The 16,792-nt window shown below is 64.9% G+C and carries 14 protein-coding genes; 7 read left to right on the top strand and 7 right to left on the bottom strand.

Translation table 11 applies throughout. The features are described 5' to 3' along the window. Nucleotides 1–13 precede the first annotated feature (13 nt). From NKH41_RS02110 to NKH41_RS02120, 3 genes are all read right to left on the bottom strand, one after another. Nucleotides 14–802, bottom strand: coding sequence for an SDR family NAD(P)-dependent oxidoreductase (locus tag NKH41_RS02110; protein ID WP_352469653.1), 789 nt, complete (start codon nt 800–802; stop codon nt 14–16). Between the two features lie 175 nt (nt 803–977). Continuing rightward, the gene (locus NKH41_RS02115) at nt 978–1,559 is read right to left on the bottom strand and encodes a YceI family protein (protein ID WP_352767328.1); all 582 of its coding nucleotides are present in this window, start codon (nt 1,557–1,559) and stop codon (nt 978–980) included. A gap of 41 nt (nt 1,560–1,600) precedes the next feature. Continuing rightward, nucleotides 1,601–2,494, bottom strand: coding sequence for a hypothetical protein (locus NKH41_RS02120; RefSeq protein WP_352469651.1), 894 nt, complete (start codon nt 2,492–2,494; stop codon nt 1,601–1,603). Nucleotides 2,495–2,703: 209 nt separating this feature from the next. Between NKH41_RS02120 and NKH41_RS02125 the strand changes: the two genes are divergently transcribed. Beyond that, nucleotides 2,704–4,206: an aldehyde dehydrogenase family protein gene (locus NKH41_RS02125; RefSeq protein WP_352767255.1), complete on the top strand. Its 1,503-nt coding sequence runs from the start codon at nt 2,704–2,706 to the stop codon at nt 4,204–4,206. 4 nt (nt 4,207–4,210) lie between these two features. Continuing rightward, nucleotides 4,211–5,800, top strand: coding sequence for a GMC family oxidoreductase (locus tag NKH41_RS02130; protein ID WP_352469649.1), 1,590 nt, complete (start codon nt 4,211–4,213; stop codon nt 5,798–5,800). A 10-nt stretch (nt 5,801–5,810) separates the two neighbouring features. Here the strand turns inward: NKH41_RS02130 and NKH41_RS02135 are convergent, their stop codons facing one another. The 3 genes from NKH41_RS02135 to NKH41_RS02145 are packed head-to-tail and all read right to left on the bottom strand — an operon-like array spanning nt 5,811 to nt 9,995. Continuing rightward, nucleotides 5,811–7,301, bottom strand: coding sequence for an aldehyde dehydrogenase (locus NKH41_RS02135; RefSeq protein ID WP_352767253.1), 1,491 nt, complete (start codon nt 7,299–7,301; stop codon nt 5,811–5,813). After that, nucleotides 7,298–8,491, bottom strand: a complete 1,194-nt coding sequence (locus tag NKH41_RS02140; protein ID WP_352469647.1) for a cytochrome P450 — start codon at nt 8,489–8,491, stop codon at nt 7,298–7,300. Before NKH41_RS02140 ends, NKH41_RS02135 begins: the two co-directional genes overlap by 4 nt. A gap of 58 nt (nt 8,492–8,549) precedes the next feature. Next, nucleotides 8,550–9,995: an APC family permease gene (locus tag NKH41_RS02145; RefSeq protein WP_352469646.1), complete on the bottom strand. Its 1,446-nt coding sequence runs from the start codon at nt 9,993–9,995 to the stop codon at nt 8,550–8,552. A 177-nt stretch (nt 9,996–10,172) separates the two neighbouring features. Between NKH41_RS02145 and NKH41_RS02150 the strand changes: the two genes are divergently transcribed. The 4 genes from NKH41_RS02150 to NKH41_RS02165 are packed head-to-tail and all read left to right on the top strand — an operon-like array spanning nt 10,173 to nt 14,273. Continuing rightward, nucleotides 10,173–10,943: an IclR family transcriptional regulator gene (locus NKH41_RS02150; protein ID WP_352932001.1), complete on the top strand. Its 771-nt coding sequence runs from the start codon at nt 10,173–10,175 to the stop codon at nt 10,941–10,943. After that, entirely contained in the window at nt 10,940–12,235 is a 1,296-nt protein-coding gene (locus NKH41_RS02155) for a Tm-1-like ATP-binding domain-containing protein (protein ID WP_352685375.1), read from the top strand. The genes NKH41_RS02150 and NKH41_RS02155 overlap by 4 nt, the downstream gene beginning before the upstream one ends. Before the next feature lie 8 nt (nt 12,236–12,243). Beyond that, nucleotides 12,244–12,894: an HAD family hydrolase gene (locus NKH41_RS02160; RefSeq protein ID WP_352767326.1), complete on the top strand. Its 651-nt coding sequence runs from the start codon at nt 12,244–12,246 to the stop codon at nt 12,892–12,894. A gap of 26 nt (nt 12,895–12,920) precedes the next feature. After that, nucleotides 12,921–14,273: an aminotransferase class III-fold pyridoxal phosphate-dependent enzyme gene (locus tag NKH41_RS02165; RefSeq protein WP_352767250.1), complete on the top strand. Its 1,353-nt coding sequence runs from the start codon at nt 12,921–12,923 to the stop codon at nt 14,271–14,273. Between the two features lie 13 nt (nt 14,274–14,286). Here the strand turns inward: NKH41_RS02165 and NKH41_RS02170 are convergent, their stop codons facing one another. Further along, nucleotides 14,287–15,156 carry a helix-turn-helix domain-containing protein gene (locus tag NKH41_RS02170; RefSeq protein WP_352767248.1) on the bottom strand — a complete coding sequence of 290 codons (870 nt, stop codon included), beginning with the start codon at nt 15,154–15,156 and terminating at the stop codon, nt 14,287–14,289. A 91-nt stretch (nt 15,157–15,247) separates the two neighbouring features. On the opposite strand from NKH41_RS02170, the gene NKH41_RS02175 reads away from it, so the two are divergent. Next, a complete protein-coding gene (locus tag NKH41_RS02175) occupies nt 15,248–16,792 on the top strand; it encodes a 4-hydroxyphenylacetate 3-hydroxylase N-terminal domain-containing protein (protein ID WP_352767324.1) in 1,545 nt (514 codons plus the stop codon).

Raw genomic sequence — 16,792 nt, forward strand, 5'->3', positions numbered from 1 at the left:
CGCACTCTCCCAATCAATCGACAAAAGCTAATGTCGGCAGGTCGACGACGGTGGCGCCGCCATCGACGGTCAGGATCGAACCGTTCATCATGGCCGCCTCGCTCGAAGCGACGAAGCAGACGACGTTGGAAACCTCTTCCGGTGTCGCCGGCCGGCCGAGCGGCACGTCCCTGGTCACCAGCCGGTAGGCATCGTCGATCGAGCCAAGTCCGTGCTTCTCGACGATCACCGCCATCTGTTCGTCGGCCATGTCGGTCGAGACCCAACCCGGGCAGATGATGTTGGTGCGCACGCCCTTGCGGCCATAGTCGCGCGCCAGCGATTTGCCGAAGCCGATACAGGCATGCTTCATGGTGACGTAGCCGGCGGCGTCCGGGCCGGCAAACAGGCCGGCGATCGAGGCAACGACGACGATGTTGCCCTTCCGCGCGATCAGGTCCGGCAGGCATTCGCGGGCGCAGACGAAAGCGGTGTCGAGATTGGTGCGCGTCGCCAGGCTCCAGGTTTCGTCGCTCATCGAAATCGTCGGGCCGACACCATGGCCGCCGGCATTGGCGACGAGGATGTCGACAGGTCCGATTTTTTCATGCACTTCGGCAAGCGCCGCACGCACCGCCTTCGGATCAGCGGCATCGCCCTGCACCACCAGACCGCCAATATCCTTGGTCACAGCTTCCAGCGGCTCGCGCCGCCGGCCCATCAGGACCACCTTGGCGCCGTCGGCCGCCATGCGCCTGGCCACCGCCGCGCCGATCCCGGTGCCGCCGCCGGTAATGAAAGCCGTCTTTCCCGAAAATCGCATTGTTCCATCCCGATTGGTAAGCGCGCCGGCTATGTGCCGATCTTCGCTGGGAATAATGCGGCACCGGCCAATCTGCGTCTTGTCCGAGCGAGAACTTTGTTTTGACTGAGTGCGCACTTTGCGCCCTGTCCGATGAAGTGCCGCGCGACCTTGCGCGCGGCACTCGCTCGCCGGATTACTTTTTCACCGCTTCCAAATCCATGACGACGTCGACATCCGGTCCAAGGCCGAAGCCGGCCGCGGCCTTGGCCATCGGGAAGTCGGCCGTACTGACCTTGCCTGTGGCGCTGAACGCCGCCTTGGTCAGCGTCGCATCCCACGGCGCCGGCGCCTCGTTGATCAGCGTCACGTCGAGGGTGATCTCTTTGGACACACCGCTGATGGTGAGATTGCCGGTGACCTTGCCGGTCTTGTCGCTGACCTTCTCTACCTTGGTGCTTTCGAAGGAGATCGCCGGGAATTCGGCGGCGTTGAAGAAGTCGGGGCCTTTCAAATCGCTGTCGCGCTGGTCATAGGCGGTGTGCACCGAGCCGACATCGATCTCGGCCTTGACGCTGCTTTTCGATGGATCGGCCTTGTCCATCACGATGGCGCCCTTCACCGCATCGAACTGGCCATGCACGATGCCGTAGATGCCGTGCTTAATGGTGAAGGTGATCCAGGCGTGCTGGCCGTCGATCTCGTAAGTGTCGGCATGTGCTGCCGATGCGAATGCGCACACCGAGGCAAAGGCCAACGCGGCCGTCAGTTTTCTCATCGTCACGTAACTCTCCCCATTGTTGGTTGTCGTTCTTTGGCTCAGGAAAAGCCGAGGGCGGCTCCATGCGGCGCCCATAGGATCGCCGTCAGGATGGCCAATATCGCCGGTGTGGCGATCAGCAGACCGGCAATCGGCGGCCGCAACGGCCGGACGCCGGGAACAAGGCCCCGCAGCGGACCGGGCATCAGCATGGCCACGATCAGCGGCAAGGATGAAAGCACCAGCGCGACCGGATTAGCCTTCGGCGCCAGCAGCGCGACCTGGATCTGCACGGTGGCTGCGGCGTAGATAAGCAGCAGTTCAGTGCCCTTGCTCCAGGCAACGGCGGAGCCTCCGCGCAGCACTGTGATGTACTGGACAAGACACCAGCCGCCGGCGAGCGCGGCAAGCGATCCCAGCAATTGCCCGGTGACGATCGAGGCGCCAAGCACCGAGATGATGGCGCCGGCCAGGCAAAAAGCGAGCATCGCCGCCGGCACCAGGAACGGCGCTTCGGCGGACGACGATGGCGAGGACCGCGCCGACAGCAGCATCGCGGCGCCGACGATCGCCAACAGGCCGGCGATGAGGGCGGCGACCATCTGCAGGTCGAGTGAACCGCCGGCCAGGCGGCGCCAGCCAAGCCACAGCAAGGCTACCGCAAGCGCGGCGGCGACAAGCTTGCCCGCAACGGCAGCGCTCAACAGGCGTTCGGGCAACAGGCCCACGACGATGCCGCCAGAGGCGAGATAGATCAGCTTCTGGCTGGCGGCGACCGGCGGCACCACAGGCGGCCCGAGCGTGTCCCAATAGAAGAACAAAATCAAAGCGGCCCACAGCAGAGAAAGCACTGATCCCGGCAGTGCGACCCTTGCCAACAGCGCCATCACCGTGCCGAGCGCGAGTGGCAGCGCAGCAGTGGTGACCATCGGATTGCCCAGCAACGCACTCAATCGTCGACACCTCTTTGACAACCGGGAAGCCTGCGCAAAACACGCTGCTCGATGCGACTTTGGTCTAGGCCAGTCGACTGCGGGGCGTCTTGTCCAAGCGGGAACTTTGTTTTGACTGAGCGTGCACTGGCACCATCAGCCGCTTGAAGCCAGCCGACACGCTCCATAACCCTGATGCAACGTGTTCACCAGCAATCGAGGAGGATGGCGTGAACGAGAGAACCGTGCCGCCGATCAGCACTGCTGCCGCCGCTTTCCTGGCGCGTCCGCACCGGCCCTTCATCAATGGACGCTTTGTTGACGGCTTGGCGGGAAATGGCCTCGCTGTCGATGATTCCGCCTCCGGCGAGATCGTCGCGCATGTGCCCGAGAGCGGTCCCGAACTGGTCGACCAGGCGGTGCGTGCTGCGCGTGCAGCCCTTGAAGGCCCGTGGGCCTCAATGCGGCCGGTCGACCGCCAGAACCTGATGCTGAAGCTCGCCGACGCCATCGAGGCCGATGCCGATCTCTTGGCCGAGATCGAAAGCATCGAGAACGGCAAGTCGCTAGGTGTCGCCCGCATGCTTAGCGCCGGCGGCAGCGTCGACTGGCTGCGCTATTATGCCGGGTGGGCGACCAAGATCGAGGGCTCGACCTTCCAGGTGTCCATTCCGGTGCCGCCTGGCGCCAGGCATCAAGCGATGACCATAATGGAACCGGTCGGCGTCGTCGGCGCCATCGTGCCGTGGAATTTCCCGTTGCTGATCGGCATGTGGAAGATCGCGCCGGCGCTCGCCTGCGGCTGCACCGTGGTGTTGAAGCCGCCGCAGGAGACGCCGCTCGGCCTGCTCAGGCTCGCAGAACTGATCAAGGCGTCAGGCTTCCCGCCCGGCGTCATCAACATCGTGACCGGCAGCGGCAGCGTCACCGGCGAGGCGCTGATCCGTCATCCCGGCATCGACAAATTGACCTTCACCGGTTCGACGGAAGTGGGAAAACGCGTCGGCCACGCGGCCGTCGACCATGTCGCCCGCTTCACGCTGGAGCTCGGGTCGAAATCGCCGATGATCCTGCTTGCCGACATGGAAGAGGGCATTGAGCCCCTGGTCGCCGGGCTCGGCATGTTTTTCAACCAGGGCCAGGTCTGCACCTCGGCCTCGCGGCTGCTGATCGAAAAGTCTATCTATGACCGCACGCTGGCGCGGCTGGCCGAGATCGCCGATGGCATGACACTGGGCGCCGGCCGCGATGCCGAAGCCCAGATCAACCCACTGGTCTCGGCCAAGCATCGAAGGAGCGTCGAGGGCTTTGTCGAGCGCAGCCTGGCGGCCGGCGGCGAACGCGTCAGCGGCGCGCGGTCGGTACCGGCCAGGGGCCATTATGTCGTGCCGACCATCCTGCACAATATCAGGCCCGATATGGAGATCGCGCGTGAGGAGGTGTTCGGTCCGGTGGTAGCGGCGATGCCGGTCGCCGATCTCGACGAGGCGATCCATATCGCCAACGACACGCGCTATGGCCTGTCGGCCTCGATCTGGACCCGCGACATGGGCAAGGCGATGACCGCCGTCCACGGCCTCAAGGCCGGCACGGTGTGGGTCAATTCGCATAACACGCTGGACCCTGCGGCACCCTTCGGCGGCTTCAAGCAGTCCGGCATCGGCCGCGAACACGGCCGCGCGGCGATCGACGGCTATCTCGAGACCAAGACCGTCATCATGCGCTACGCCTGACGCCATGAACGCTGCGTACGACTACATCATCGCCGGCGCCGGCTCGGCCGGCTGCACGCTGGCCAACCGCTTGGTCAATACCGGCCAGCGCGTGTTGATCGTCGAAGCCGGGCCGGCCGACAATTCGCGCTTCATCGACATGCCCGCCACCTTCGCCAAGGTGATCGGCACGGCGCGCAGCTGGATCTACGAATCCGATCCCGAACCCAGCGTCGGCGGCCGCCGGCTACCGGTGCCGCAGGGCCGCACGCTGGGCGGCGGGTCGTCGATCAATGCCATGCTCTATGTCAGGGGCCAGCCGCAGGACTATGATGACTGGCGCGACCTTGGCTGTCCCGGCTGGGGCTGGGACGAGGTGCTGCCGGTGTTCAGGCGGCTGGAGCGCAACGAGCGGCTGGCCGGCGATCGCCACGGCACCACCGGACCGCTGCCCGTCTCCGATCCCCGCCATCGCCATCCGCTGTCTCTGGCCTATGTCAGGGCCGCGCAACAGGCCGGCTATCCCTTCAATGACGACTTCAACGGGGACAGGCAGGAAGGCGTCGGCTTTTACCAGACGACGACCGCGAATGGCGAAAGACAATCGGCGGCAAAGGTGTTCCTGAAGCCGTTGGCAGGCAATGCCAACCTCACCGTCGTCACCGATGCGCTTGTCACCGGCGTGACATTGGAAAACGGTGCGGCAAGCGGCCTCGCCTACACCACATCGGACGGACAGACCCATACAGCGACGGCGGAAGCCGAAGTGATCCTCACATCAGGCGCGCTGGCGACGCCGAAGCTGATGATGCTGTCGGGACTGGGGCCAGCCGAACATCTGACCGCGCTGGGCATTCCCGTCATCCGCGACATGCCCGCGGTCGGCCGCGACCTGCAGGATCACGTCGCGGCTCCCGTCTATGCGCTGACGCGCCAGCCGATCTCGCTGCTTGGTGAGGACCGTGGCCTGCGGGCGCTGCGCCACGGCCTGCAGTACCTCATGTTCCGCACCGGCCTGCTCACCTCGAATGTGGTCGAGAGCGGCGGCTTCTTCGACGCCGATGGCGATGGCCGTCCCGATATCCAGTTCCACGTCCTGCCGGTGATGATCGAGAGCGCCGAACACGGCTCGATCGAGCGGCACGGCATGGAGATCAATCCTTGTGTGCTCAGGCCGAAGTCGCGCGGCACGGTCAGGCTGCGCTCGCGCGATGCTGCCGATCCGATCCGCTTCACCACCGGCTTCCTGTCCGATCCGGACGATCTCGCCTTGCTGCTGGCCGGCATGAAGATCGCCCGCACCATCCTGCGCCAGCCGGCGCTGCAGGCCATGGTGGCGGAGGAGCTTTCGCCGGGCGCGGCCGCGGATCTTCCTGACCAGGCGATCGTCGGCCACATCCTCGAACACGCCAAGACGGTCTACCACCCATCAGGAACCTGCCGGATGGGCAATGACGACAGTGCCGTGGTCGATCCGCGGTTGCGCGTCCGCGGCGTGCCGCGCCTGCGGATTTGCGATGCCTCGGTCATGCCCAGGCTCATCAGTGGCAACACCAACGCGCCGGTGATCATGATCGCCGACCGCTGTGCCGATTTCATCCTCGGCAGCGCTTAGCGAGAAACGGTCAGCCGAGAGAAATCCAGGCTGTTTTGAGATCGGTGTATTTGTCCAGCGCATGCATCGACTTGTCGCGACCGAAGCCGGACTGCTTGACGCCGCCGAGCGGCACGGTGATGTCGGCGCCGCCATAGGTGTTGACGTGGACGACGCCGGCATTGATGTTGCGCACCATACGATGCGCCGTGGAGAGGTTGGCGGTCCACACCGCCGAGGCAAGGCCATAGACCGTCGAATTGGCAAGCCGCACCGCCTCTTCCTCGGTCTCGAAGCGCATCACGCCGAGCACCGGCCCAAACACCTCCTCGCGGGCGAGTTGCATCTCTTGCGTCACGTTCTCGAAGATCGTCGGCGCCATGTAGCTGCCGCCGGTTTCGGCCAGGATCCGTCCGCCGCCGGTGACCAGATGGGCGCCTTCAGCTGTCGCCCGTTCGACGAAGCCGAGATTCTTGTCCAGCTGCTCGGCGCTTGATACCGCACCGACGTCGCTCGTCAGATTGAGCGGATCGCCGACCTTCAGCCGCGTGGTCGCTGCGAGGAGCTCGTCCATGAAGCGGTCGTAGACCGACGCCTGGACGAGCAGGCGCGAGCCGGCAACGCAGACCTGGCCGGAATTGCGAAAAATGCCGTTGGCCGAGACGATTGCGGCCTGTTTCAGGTCCGGGGCGTCGGCAAAGACGATGTTGGGCGACTTGCCGCCGAGTTCGAGGAAGACGCGCTTCAGATTGGAACGCGCCGCATACTCAAGCAGATGCCGGCCGACCGGCCCCGAGCCGGTGAAGGCTATGGCGTCGACATCCATGTGCAGGCCGAGCGCCTCGCCGGCAACCGCGCCACGGCCGGTAACGACGTTAAACACACCGGCGGGAAGCCCGGCTTCGGCAGCGAGCTCAGCCAGCCGCAGAAGCGTCAGCGAAGCGACCTCGGGCGGCTTGACGACGATGGAATTGCCGGCAGCCAGCGCCGGCGCGATCTTCCAGGCGCCGATCATCAATGGGAAATTCCAGGGTACGATGACGCCGACAACGCCGAGCGGCTCCTTGTGGATCAGCCCGAGCACATTCTCGGCCGTCGGCGCGATCTCGCCATAGACCTTGTCGATAGCCTCCGCGTAGTAGCGGATGGTGCCCGCGGCCGATAACGGCTCGGCCTTGTAGGCCATGCCGATCTCGGTGCCGTTGTCGCGGACGCCAAGCACCGCCAGTTCATCGACATGCTTTTCGACCAGCTCGGCTAACTTCGTCAGAATCTTCTTGCGGAAGGCGGGGGCGGCGCGCGACCACGAGCCCTTCTCAAACGCCTTGCGCGTAGACGCCACGGCGCGATCGACATCGACGGCGTTGCCGTCGGCGATGCTGGCGAACGGGCGGCCATCGATCGGCGAGATCACGGGCAGCGTGGCGCCACTTGCACCTGCGGTCTGCGCACCATCGATGAAGAGGTTTCGCACGCCGACCTCGGCCTTGCGCAGCATATCGATGGTGTTCTGGTTGATCATTGGGTACCGGCTCCGAAGGCGACATGCAGGGTGGTTGGCGCGCGAAATTCCCAGCCCCGGAACACCGGTTCCTTGCCTGGCACCAGCCGCAGATCCGGAAACCGTTCCAGCAGAAGCCTTACCGCGAGGCACATCTGCTCGCGCGCAAAAAACCGACCCGAACAGAAGTGATGGCCAAAGCCGAAGGCAGCGTGGTTGCCTTCATCACGAAGGATGTCGAAACGGTCGGGATCGGAGAACCGGATTTCGTCGCGGCTGGCCGAGGAGACGAGCGCGGCGACTGGCGCGCCCGCCGGGATGGTCACGCCGCCGAGCTCGACCGCGCGCGTCGTCTGGCGCGTCTGCGTGCCGATCGGCGCGACCCATCGCAGACCCTCGTCGACCGCCTTCGGCACCAAGGTTTCCAGATCGTCCAGCACCTGCCGCATCTGCTCGGGATGCGAAAGCAGGCCGGCAAGTATGGAGCCGGCGCCATGGCCGGGCTCCTGCATGCCACCGAGCAGGATGACCTTGATGCTCGGCATCACGAAGTCGATGGCGCGGGTCGCACCCTGCGGCATGCCGTCATGCAGTATGTGCGACAGGGCGGAGTCGTCAGGCGCGTGGACAAGCCTCTCCAGCGTCGGCAGGATGGCGGCGCCAACCTCGGCGCTGATCGCATCGGCGATTTCCTGGCGCTTCGGATCGTTCTCGAAATTGATGGCGCCCTGGGCAAGGCCATAGAACCAGCGCCGCAAGGTCGGCATGTCGATGTCGGCCAGCCCGAGCGAGCGCGCCAGGCTGAGCGTCGACACCGGCTCGAAATACTCGGCCATCAGTTCCGCCGCACCCTGCTCGGCGATCCGGTCGAGATAGGGTCCGGCGATCGAGCGCACGAGATCCCCGGCATAGGAAGCGACGGTGCGCGGCCGGTATTTCGGGTCGACGCCCTGGCGCAGATCCTTGTGGACGTCTCCGTCGGTGGTCAGGATGGTCGGCTTGCCGAAGGAGCGTTCGACCGGGGATGTCCCGACAACCGCGGAGAAGATGTCGGGCGACTTCGCGACCGTTTCGACATCCTTCCAGCGGGTGACGAACCAGAGGTTGACCGCCGGCACGAAAGCGACCGGCGCGTTGCGCCTCAGTTCAGCATAGATCGGATACGGATCGGCTTCCAGCGCCTCAACGGTGATGCTCTCGGCAAAGCTCAACGCCGCTACTCCCCTAGGGTGAAGAAGGGGGCGGCGTCATGCGCCGCCCCTCTTTATCTCAGTCCTTCAAAGGCTGTCCAAGCTCGGCGAAGGCCACCGGATCCCGGCTCTTCAACGCGCTCGCCAGCACAAGGCCAACCACGGCCGCGATCAGCACCAGCGCCGGCAGGAACACGCCGAGGAACCCGCCAGCACCGGACAGGCCGCCGAAATTGATGACGATCAGGTAGATGATGATGACGAAGGCGATGAAGGTCAGCCCCGGCAGGATTGTGGTCTTCACCGCGTTCTCCTGACTGGACGGGTTGGCACGGAAGAACATCACGACGGCGAGCGAGGCCACCGCCATCATCACGATGACGCCGAGAGTGGCAACGTTGGTCAGCCACGAAAACAGCGCCAGCACCGGGTCAAGGCCAAGCACGGCGAAGAGCCCGACGACGACAGCGGCAAGCACGCTCTGGATGACCGAGGCGACATGCGGGCTCTGGTGCGTCGAATGGGTCACGCCGATGGTCCGCGGCAGGAGCTTCTCGCGGCCGGAAACATAGATGTAGCGGGCGACCGCATTGTGGAACGCCAGTACGCCGGCAAACAGGCTCGACACGAACAGGATGCTCATGGCGTGCGAGAGCATCGTTCCGGCGTAGCGGTCGGACAGGCCGAACAAGAACGTGGTCGGATCCTGAAGCCCCTGCAGCGCCGGCAGCAGCTTGTCAACGCCGGCACCGACCGCCATCAGCCATGCGGTGACCATGTAGAAGACGCCGATCAGGATGACGGAGAAATATGTCGCCCGCGGAATGGTGACCTTGGGGTCGCGCGCCTCCTCGGCATAGATCGTCGTTGCCTCGAAGCCGATGAACGCGGCAAAGCAGAACAGGATGGCGATCGCCGGCGCGCCGCTGGTGATCTGGCTCCAACTGAACGGCGCCGCTGACAGTCCACTATCGCCTCCGGTCTTGACGATCGCCATGTCGAGGATCAGCACCACGACGTATTCGGCAAGCACCAGAACGGTCAGGATCTTGGCCGACAGGTCGACCTGCCTGTAGCCGAGCACGGCGACGATGGCGATGGCGACGAAACTCCACGCCCACCAGGGCAAGTTGATGCCCCAGCCGGCGAACAGCCCGGCGGTCGCGGCACCGAGAAGGCCCATGACGCCGATCTGCATGGCATTGTAGGACAGGATTGCGATCAGCGCCGTGGCGCCGCCGGCGAGACCGCCGAGCCCGCGCGCCGCATACGCATAGAAGGCGCCTGCATTGCCGACATGGCGCGACATGGCGACATAGCCGACCGCGAACAACAGCAGCAGCAGCGTCACGATCAGATAGGTGCCGGCAAAGCCCGCGCCATTGCCCATCAGCATGCCGAGCGGCGTGCCGCCAGCCACGGCCGTCAGAGGCGCCGCTGCCGAGATCACCATGAAGGTGATGGCGCCAACGCCAAGGCTGTTCTTCCTCAGCCGGTTCGCTTCGCCGGCTTCAATTGTCGTCATCTTTCCCTCCAATTCCGCGCTGCGGAAGCCAAGTGTCCCTGAAATGTCGAGGCCCTGTTTCGGGCCGCCTTGTCGTTTCATTATTTGCAACGACATTTCGAATATAGACTTGCAAAGGAACCGGCTTCCTGTCAAGTTAATTCGCACGTTAAGTATCAGATGGAGGATCAGATACGCATGGGTACGGTGAGCAAGGCCATCACGCTGCTGGAAATGCTCGGTCGCGGCGAGCCCGAGACGGCGTTGGCTGACCTCGCCCGGCGCGCCGGCTATGACAAGGCAACAACGCGCCGGCTGCTGGTCTCCCTGATCGCGCATGGGCTGGTCGAGCAGGATGAAGCCACGCGTCTTTACCGGCTGGGCGCCGGTGTCGCGCGGCTGGCGCTGATGCGCGAAGCCCAGTTCCCCTTCCTGCGCATGGCGGTGCCGGTGGTCGAGGCGCTGGCGGCGGAAACCGATGAGACAGTGCACCTGTCGGAATATTCGAAGCGCGGCCTGATCACAGTCCATGTCGTCGAATCGACCAGGGCCAATCGCGTCAGCGTGCAACTCGGCGAGGTGCTGCCGATGCATGCGACGGCTTCTGGCATTGCGTTCCTGGCGTTCACGGAAGAGCGTATCCGAGACGCTGTTCTGGCCGGACCGTTGCCGGCCTTCACGCCCCACACAATAGGCCACGCGAAAACACTTGCCGAGCATGTCGCCGCCGCCCGCGCGCGCGGGCACTCGACCGGCTCGCAAGGCTTCGAGGAGGGCGTGCTCAGCGTCGCGGCGCCGATCCTCGGCGCCGACGGTTTTGCCATTGGCATCATCGCCGTCGCGGCGCCCAAGGTGCGGGTCCAGAAGGGCGAGATCGAGCGCTATGGCGCCAGTGTGGCGGCGGCTGCGCGCGTTATCAGCGAGCGGCTTTTCGGACGGCAGGGCCAGCCGGGCCGCAAGCGAGCATGACAACAAATACCCCTGCAAGGAGATTGACTGTGGAGGAGACACGCCGAATCCTGGTTATAGGCACCGGTGACACCAAGGCCGACGAATTGCTCTTCATGCGCGAGCGCATCGAGGCGGTCGGCGGTGTCGCCGTGATGATGGATGTGAGCGTGCTCGGCGATCCGCCCTACCAGCCGGCGCATGACAAGCATGCGGTGGCTCAAGCTGCCGACACGACCATCGAGGCGATCATCGCCAGCGGCGACGAGAATTCGGCGATGACGCTGATGGCGCTCGGCGCCTCGCGGCTTGCCCGCGCACTCTGCGACAAGGGCGAAATCCACGGTTTCATCGCGCTCGGTGGCTCGATGGGCACCGACCTTGCGCTTGACGTCGCGCTGGCGCTGCCGCTCGGCGTGCCGAAATTCGTCATCTCGACCATTGCCTATTCACATCTGCTGCCACCAGAACGGATCGCCACAGACCTGATGATGATCCTGTGGGCGGGCGGTCTCTATGGCCTCAACAGTGCCTGCAAGGCGGTGCTGTCGCAGGCCTGCGGAGCGGTGGTGGGTGCCGCGCGCGCCGTCGTTAAGCCGGACGCGACGCGGCCCAGGATAGGCATGAGTTCGCTGGGAAAAAGCTGCCTGCACTATATGGTGACGCTGAAGCCGGAGCTGGAGAAGCGCGGCTATGAAGTCATCGTCTTCCACACCACCGGCATGGGCGGCCGGGCGCTGGAGGCGATCGCCGCGCAGCGCGGCTTCGTCGCGGTGATGGATTTCAGCCTGCAGGAACTCGCCAACCAGCTGACCGGCTCGGTGGTGAATTCGGGCTCCGACCGGCTGGAAAATGCCGGTCGGCAAGGCATCCCTCAGATCGTGGCACCTGGCGCCGTCGACATGGTGGATTTTCCGACCTGGCAAGCAGTGCCTGCCCGTTTCTTCGAACGGCCGTACCATGCGCACAACCGCCTGCTCGCCTCGGTGACATCAGACGGCGAAACCCGCAAGGAGATCGCGCGCGCCATCGGCGAGAAGCTCGCCGCCGCAACCGGGCCGACCGCCTTCATCCTGCCGGCAGGCGGCATCCAGCAATGGGACCAGGAGGGCGAGCCGCTGCACGAACCGGAGGCGCTGTCGGCCTTTGTCGAGGAGATGCGCTCGAGCGTGCCCGGCAATGCCGAGTTGCACGAGATATCAGGGCACATCAACGACGCCGCCTTCAGCGCCAAGGCGCTGGAGATCTTCGACCGCTGGGTCGCCGAAGGCATTGTGCCGCTGGGCGCGCCGGAAGGAACACAAGCTGCATGAGCGGGCCATTGCCAAAGGCGCTGGTGCTTGACTTCGGCGGCGTCGTCACCCGCACGCTGTTCGAGACGCACGCGCTGACCGAACGCGCGTTGGACTTGACGCCCGGCACGCTCGGCTGGCGCGGGCCGTTCGATTCGGAATCCGACCCGCTGTGGCGTTCCATGCAAGCCGACGAGATCAGCGAGCGCGACTACTGGAAGACGCGCACGCGTGAAGTCGGCCGTCTCGTCGGCGAGGACTGGGACGACATGTCGACTTTCGTGCAGCGGGCGCGCGGCGCCGACCCGCAAGCGGTGGTGCGGCCAGAGGCGGAACGAGCGATCCGTGTGGCGCATGAAGCTGGCATCCGGCTCGCCATCCTCTCGAACGAGCTCGACTTGTTCTACGGCAACAGCTTTCGCGAGCGCCTGCCGCTGCTGTCGCTGTTCGAGACCATCATCGACGCCACCTACACGCATATCCTGAAGCCCGATCCGCGCGCTTATGCGATGGTGAGCAAAGCACTGCACTTGCCGCCCGCGGCTTGCGTCTTCGTCGACGACCAGAAGCGTAACGTCGACGGCGCGGTCGCCGCCGGCATGCTGGCCGTGCATTTCGACGTCGCCCAACCGGGGCAAGGCTATGCAGAGGCGCTCGGCCATTTCGGCGTTGCGGCCTAAGAATTCAAGAAACGGAGTTCCCACCGATGCGCGACATCAACTTCCTCACCGAGAACAACGCCAAGCCGATCTGGCATCCGATGGCGCATCCGGCCGAGATGCGCGCGACGCCGCCAAAGATCATCATGAAGGGCGAAGGCCTCTCGGTCACCGATGCCGAAGGCCGCACCGTCCTCGATGCAGTCGGGGGCCTGTGGAACGTCAACCTCGGCTACAGCTGCGATCCGATCAAGAAGGCGATCGCAGCACAACTCGACGCCCTGCCCTATTATTCCGGCTTTCGCGGCACCTCGACCGGACCGTCGATCGAGCTTGCCTATGAGCTGTGCGACTGGTTCGCTCCCGAGGGCATGGTACGGACCTTCTTCACCTCCGGCGGCTCGGACTCGGTCGAGACGGCACTGCGGCTGTCGCGGCAATACTGGAAGATCAGGGGCCAGGGCGACCGGACGAAGTTCCTGGCGCTGAAGAAGGGCTATCACGGAACGCATTTCGGCGGCGCCTCGGTCAACGGCAATGCCAATTTCCGGCGCAACTACGAGCCGCTTTTGCCCGGCGTCTTCCACACACCGGCGCCATGGACCTACCGCAATCCGTTCGACGAGACCGATCCGGCGAAGCTGGCGAAACTCTGCGCGCGGGCGATCGAAGACGAGATCGCCTTCCAGGGCGCCGACACGATCGCCGCCTTCATCATGGAGCCAGTGCTCGGCGCCGGCGGTGTGATCGTTCCGCATGAGAGCTTCATGCCGATGGTGCGGGCGATCTGCGACCGTCACGACATCCTGCTCATCGCCGACGAGGTGGTGACCGGCTTCGGTCGCACCGGCGCCTGGTCGGGCTCGCGGCTCTCCGGAGTGAAGCCGGATTTCATGACTATCGCCAAGGCGATCACCTCAGGCTACTTCCCGCTCGGCGCCACGCTGATCAGCGCCAAGGTTGCCGACGTCTTCGAGGCCGACAAGACCAGCTTCGGCTCGATCGGGCACGGCTACACCTATTCCGGCCATCCGGTCGGCTGCGCGGCGGGGCTGGCCACACTCGCCGAGACCAAGCGGCTTGCCGTCAACGAGAATGCGGCGGCGCGCGGTGTCGAGCTCGGCAAGGCGCTGGAGGCGCTGAAGGCGAAGCACGCTTTGGTTGGCGATGTGCGCTACCAAGGGCTGATGGCGGCGCTCGAACTGGTTTCCGACCGTGCCGCCAAGAAGCCGGCCGACAAGAAGACGATGAATGCCGCCGCAGAGGCCGCCTACAAGGCCGGCGTCATGCTGCGCGTCTCCGGCAACACCATCATCCTGTCGCCGCCGCTGGTGATCTCGTCCGCTGATGTGGCAAAGATCGCCGAGGCTCTCGACGCCGGACTGACGGCAGCCGCCTGAGCGACGGTGACGCTCAGTCCTGACCGAGCCGCAGGCGTCGCCACGCCGCCGGCGAGAGGCCGACGGCGGCGCGGAAGAAGCGCGAGAAATAAGCCGGGTCGTTGAACCCGGTCTCATAGGCGATGTCCTCGACCGGGCGCACGGTGAACAGCAGCAGGCGCTTGGCCTCGACCAGCCGCCGCTCACCAACCGCCTGGCGTACGCCCGCGCCGAGCACCTGCCGCGCTGCCTTGTCGAGCAGATGGCGCGTGGTGCCGAGCGCGGCGGCATAGCGCTCGACCGGCCAGTCGTCGCGAAAGTGTCGGTCGATCAGACGCCGCAGCCGGCCGCCCAGCGCCACCGTCGCCGGCACCGCGACAGCATGCGACTGCGCATCGAGGCGGGCGATGCCCGACAATGCCACGGCGATCAGCGGCGGCAGGATTTTCTCCATACCGGGCAACCTGTCGGCATATTCCGCTTGGATCATCGTAACCGTATCACCCAACCTTTCCCAGAGGGCCGTTTCACCGCGTCCGGTGACGAAGACCGGCTGGTCGAGCGGCAGCGCGGACTGCTCAGCGATCGCCGCAAGGGCAGCATCGGCGACCGAGACAACGATGGCGTCGGCGCCCGTCTCGATGCTGAATCCGTGGACCACGCCGCTCGGCATGAAGCTCACCGTCGGCGCCGAGAAACTCCAGGTCTCGTCTTCGATCCGATAAATGCCGCTGCCGCCGGTCCAGAAGGTGATCTGCGCCATTTGCGGGTGCCTGTGCGCGAGAACCTGGCCGCGATGCACGGACGCACGTGCAAGAACAGTCTCGACATGCAGGAATCCGACGTCGAGCGCGCGCGCCGGTTCGCCGTAGACGAAGAATTCGGGAATGGCAGTCTGGCTCATCACGGCGAAAAAATCCAAGTGGTTCTATACTTTCGTCCATAAACCTTTGTCACGACGATCGCTACAGTTGACGCGTTAACGGAGGATCATGATGCGATCGGAAGATTTCCGGGCCGACACGAAACGGCCGTTTACCGGTGCCGAATATTTGCAGAGCCTGCGCGACGGGCGCGAGGTCTATATCAATGGCGAGCGGATTGCCGACGTCACCACCCATCCGGCGATGCGCAACTCGGCGCGCTCGCTGGCCCGCCTCTACGATGCCTTGCACGATCCGGCGCGGCAGGCGGCGCTGACCTCGCCGACCGACACCGGTTCTGGCGGCTACACGCACAAGTATTTCCGCGTCGCCCATTCCGCCGCGGATCTCGCCGCACAGCAGACCGCCATCGCCGACTGGTCGCGCATGTCCTACGGCTGGATGGGGCGCACGCCCGATTACAAGGCAGCACTTATGAACACGCTCGGCGCCAATGCCGAGTGGTACGGCCCGTTCAGGGACAATGCACTCGCCTGGCACAAACGCGCCCAGGAAGCGGCCCTGTTCATGAACCATGCCATCGTCAACCCGCCGATCGACCGCCACAAGCCGGCCGAGCAGGTGAAGGACGTGTTCGTGCACATCACGAAGGAGAACGACGCCGGCATCTGGGTGTCCGGCGCCAAGGTGGTGGCGACGTCGTCAGCGCTCACCCATTACAATTTCCTGGCGCAGAGCTCGGCGACGGTCACCGAGGACCCGTCATTGTCGGTGATGTTCATCGTGCCTATGAACGCGCCGGGGATAAAGATGTTCTGCCGCGTCTCTTACGAGCAGACGGCCAACACGGTCGGCCATCCCTTCGACTATCCGCTGTCGTCTCGTTTCGACGAGAACGATGCGATCCTGGTGCTGGACAATGTCTTCATCCCCTGGGAGGACGTGCTGGTGCTGCGCGATGCGCAGAAGATCCTCTCCTTCCACCCGGCGTCGGGCTTCATGCACGGCTATTGTTTTCAGGGCTGCACGCGCTTCGCCGTCAAGCTCGACTTCCTCGCAGGCCTGCTGGCGAAGGCGCTGCGCGCGACGGGCGGGGATGCCTTCCGCGGCAACCAGGCGGCGCTCGGCGAAGTAATTGCGCTGCGCCACATATTCTGGAGCTTTTCCAACGCCATGGCGCACAACCCGATCCCATGGGCGAACGGCGCCGTGCTGCCCAATCTCGAAGCGGCGCTCGCCTATCGCACTTTCATGTCGGAGGCCTATCCGCGCGTTATCGATACGGTGCGCCGAGTCATCGCTTCGGGGCTGATCTACCTGCCGTCCTCGGCAAAGGATTTCGACAATCCGGAGATCGACAAGTACCTTGCCCAGTACGTGCGCGGCTCCAATGACATGGGCCATGTCGAACGCATCAAGATCATGAAGCTGCTGTGGGATGCGACCGGCACCGAGTTCGGCGGCCGCCACGCGCTCTATGAGCTCAACTATGCCGGTGCGCCGGAAGAGGTGCGGCTGCAGGTGCTGAAGGGCGCTGAGCGCGGCGGGCGCCTGAGGGCGATGGAGGAACTGGTCGACACCTGCATGGCCGACTACGACGAAAAGGGCTGGACCGGCGACACCTGGCTGCCGCCGCTGCCGGCTGGCGCAAGCTGA

Source organism: Mesorhizobium sp. M1169, assembly GCF_040318345.1.
Lineage (GTDB): Bacteria > Pseudomonadota > Alphaproteobacteria > Rhizobiales > Rhizobiaceae > Mesorhizobium.

Coding starts and splice junctions, on each gene's coding strand:
- NKH41_RS02170 (WP_352767248.1), bottom strand. CDS start 15,156: ATGAGCCAGACTGCCATTCCCGAATTCTTCGTCTACGGCGAACCGGCG.
- NKH41_RS02110 (WP_352469653.1), bottom strand. CDS start 802: ATGCGATTTTCGGGAAAGACGGCTTTCATTACCGGCGGCGGCACCGGG.
- NKH41_RS02145 (WP_352469646.1), bottom strand. CDS start 9,995: ATGACGACAATTGAAGCCGGCGAAGCGAACCGGCTGAGGAAGAACAGC.
- NKH41_RS02150 (WP_352932001.1), top strand. CDS start 10,173: ATGGGTACGGTGAGCAAGGCCATCACGCTGCTGGAAATGCTCGGTCGC.
- NKH41_RS02115 (WP_352767328.1), bottom strand. CDS start 1,559: ATGAGAAAACTGACGGCCGCGTTGGCCTTTGCCTCGGTGTGCGCATTC.
- NKH41_RS02130 (WP_352469649.1), top strand. CDS start 4,211: ATGAACGCTGCGTACGACTACATCATCGCCGGCGCCGGCTCGGCCGGC.
- NKH41_RS02155 (WP_352685375.1), top strand. CDS start 10,940: ATGACAACAAATACCCCTGCAAGGAGATTGACTGTGGAGGAGACACGC.
- NKH41_RS02175 (WP_352767324.1), top strand. CDS start 15,248: ATGCGATCGGAAGATTTCCGGGCCGACACGAAACGGCCGTTTACCGGT.
- NKH41_RS02135 (WP_352767253.1), bottom strand. CDS start 7,301: ATGATCAACCAGAACACCATCGATATGCTGCGCAAGGCCGAGGTCGGC.
- NKH41_RS02165 (WP_352767250.1), top strand. CDS start 12,921: ATGCGCGACATCAACTTCCTCACCGAGAACAACGCCAAGCCGATCTGG.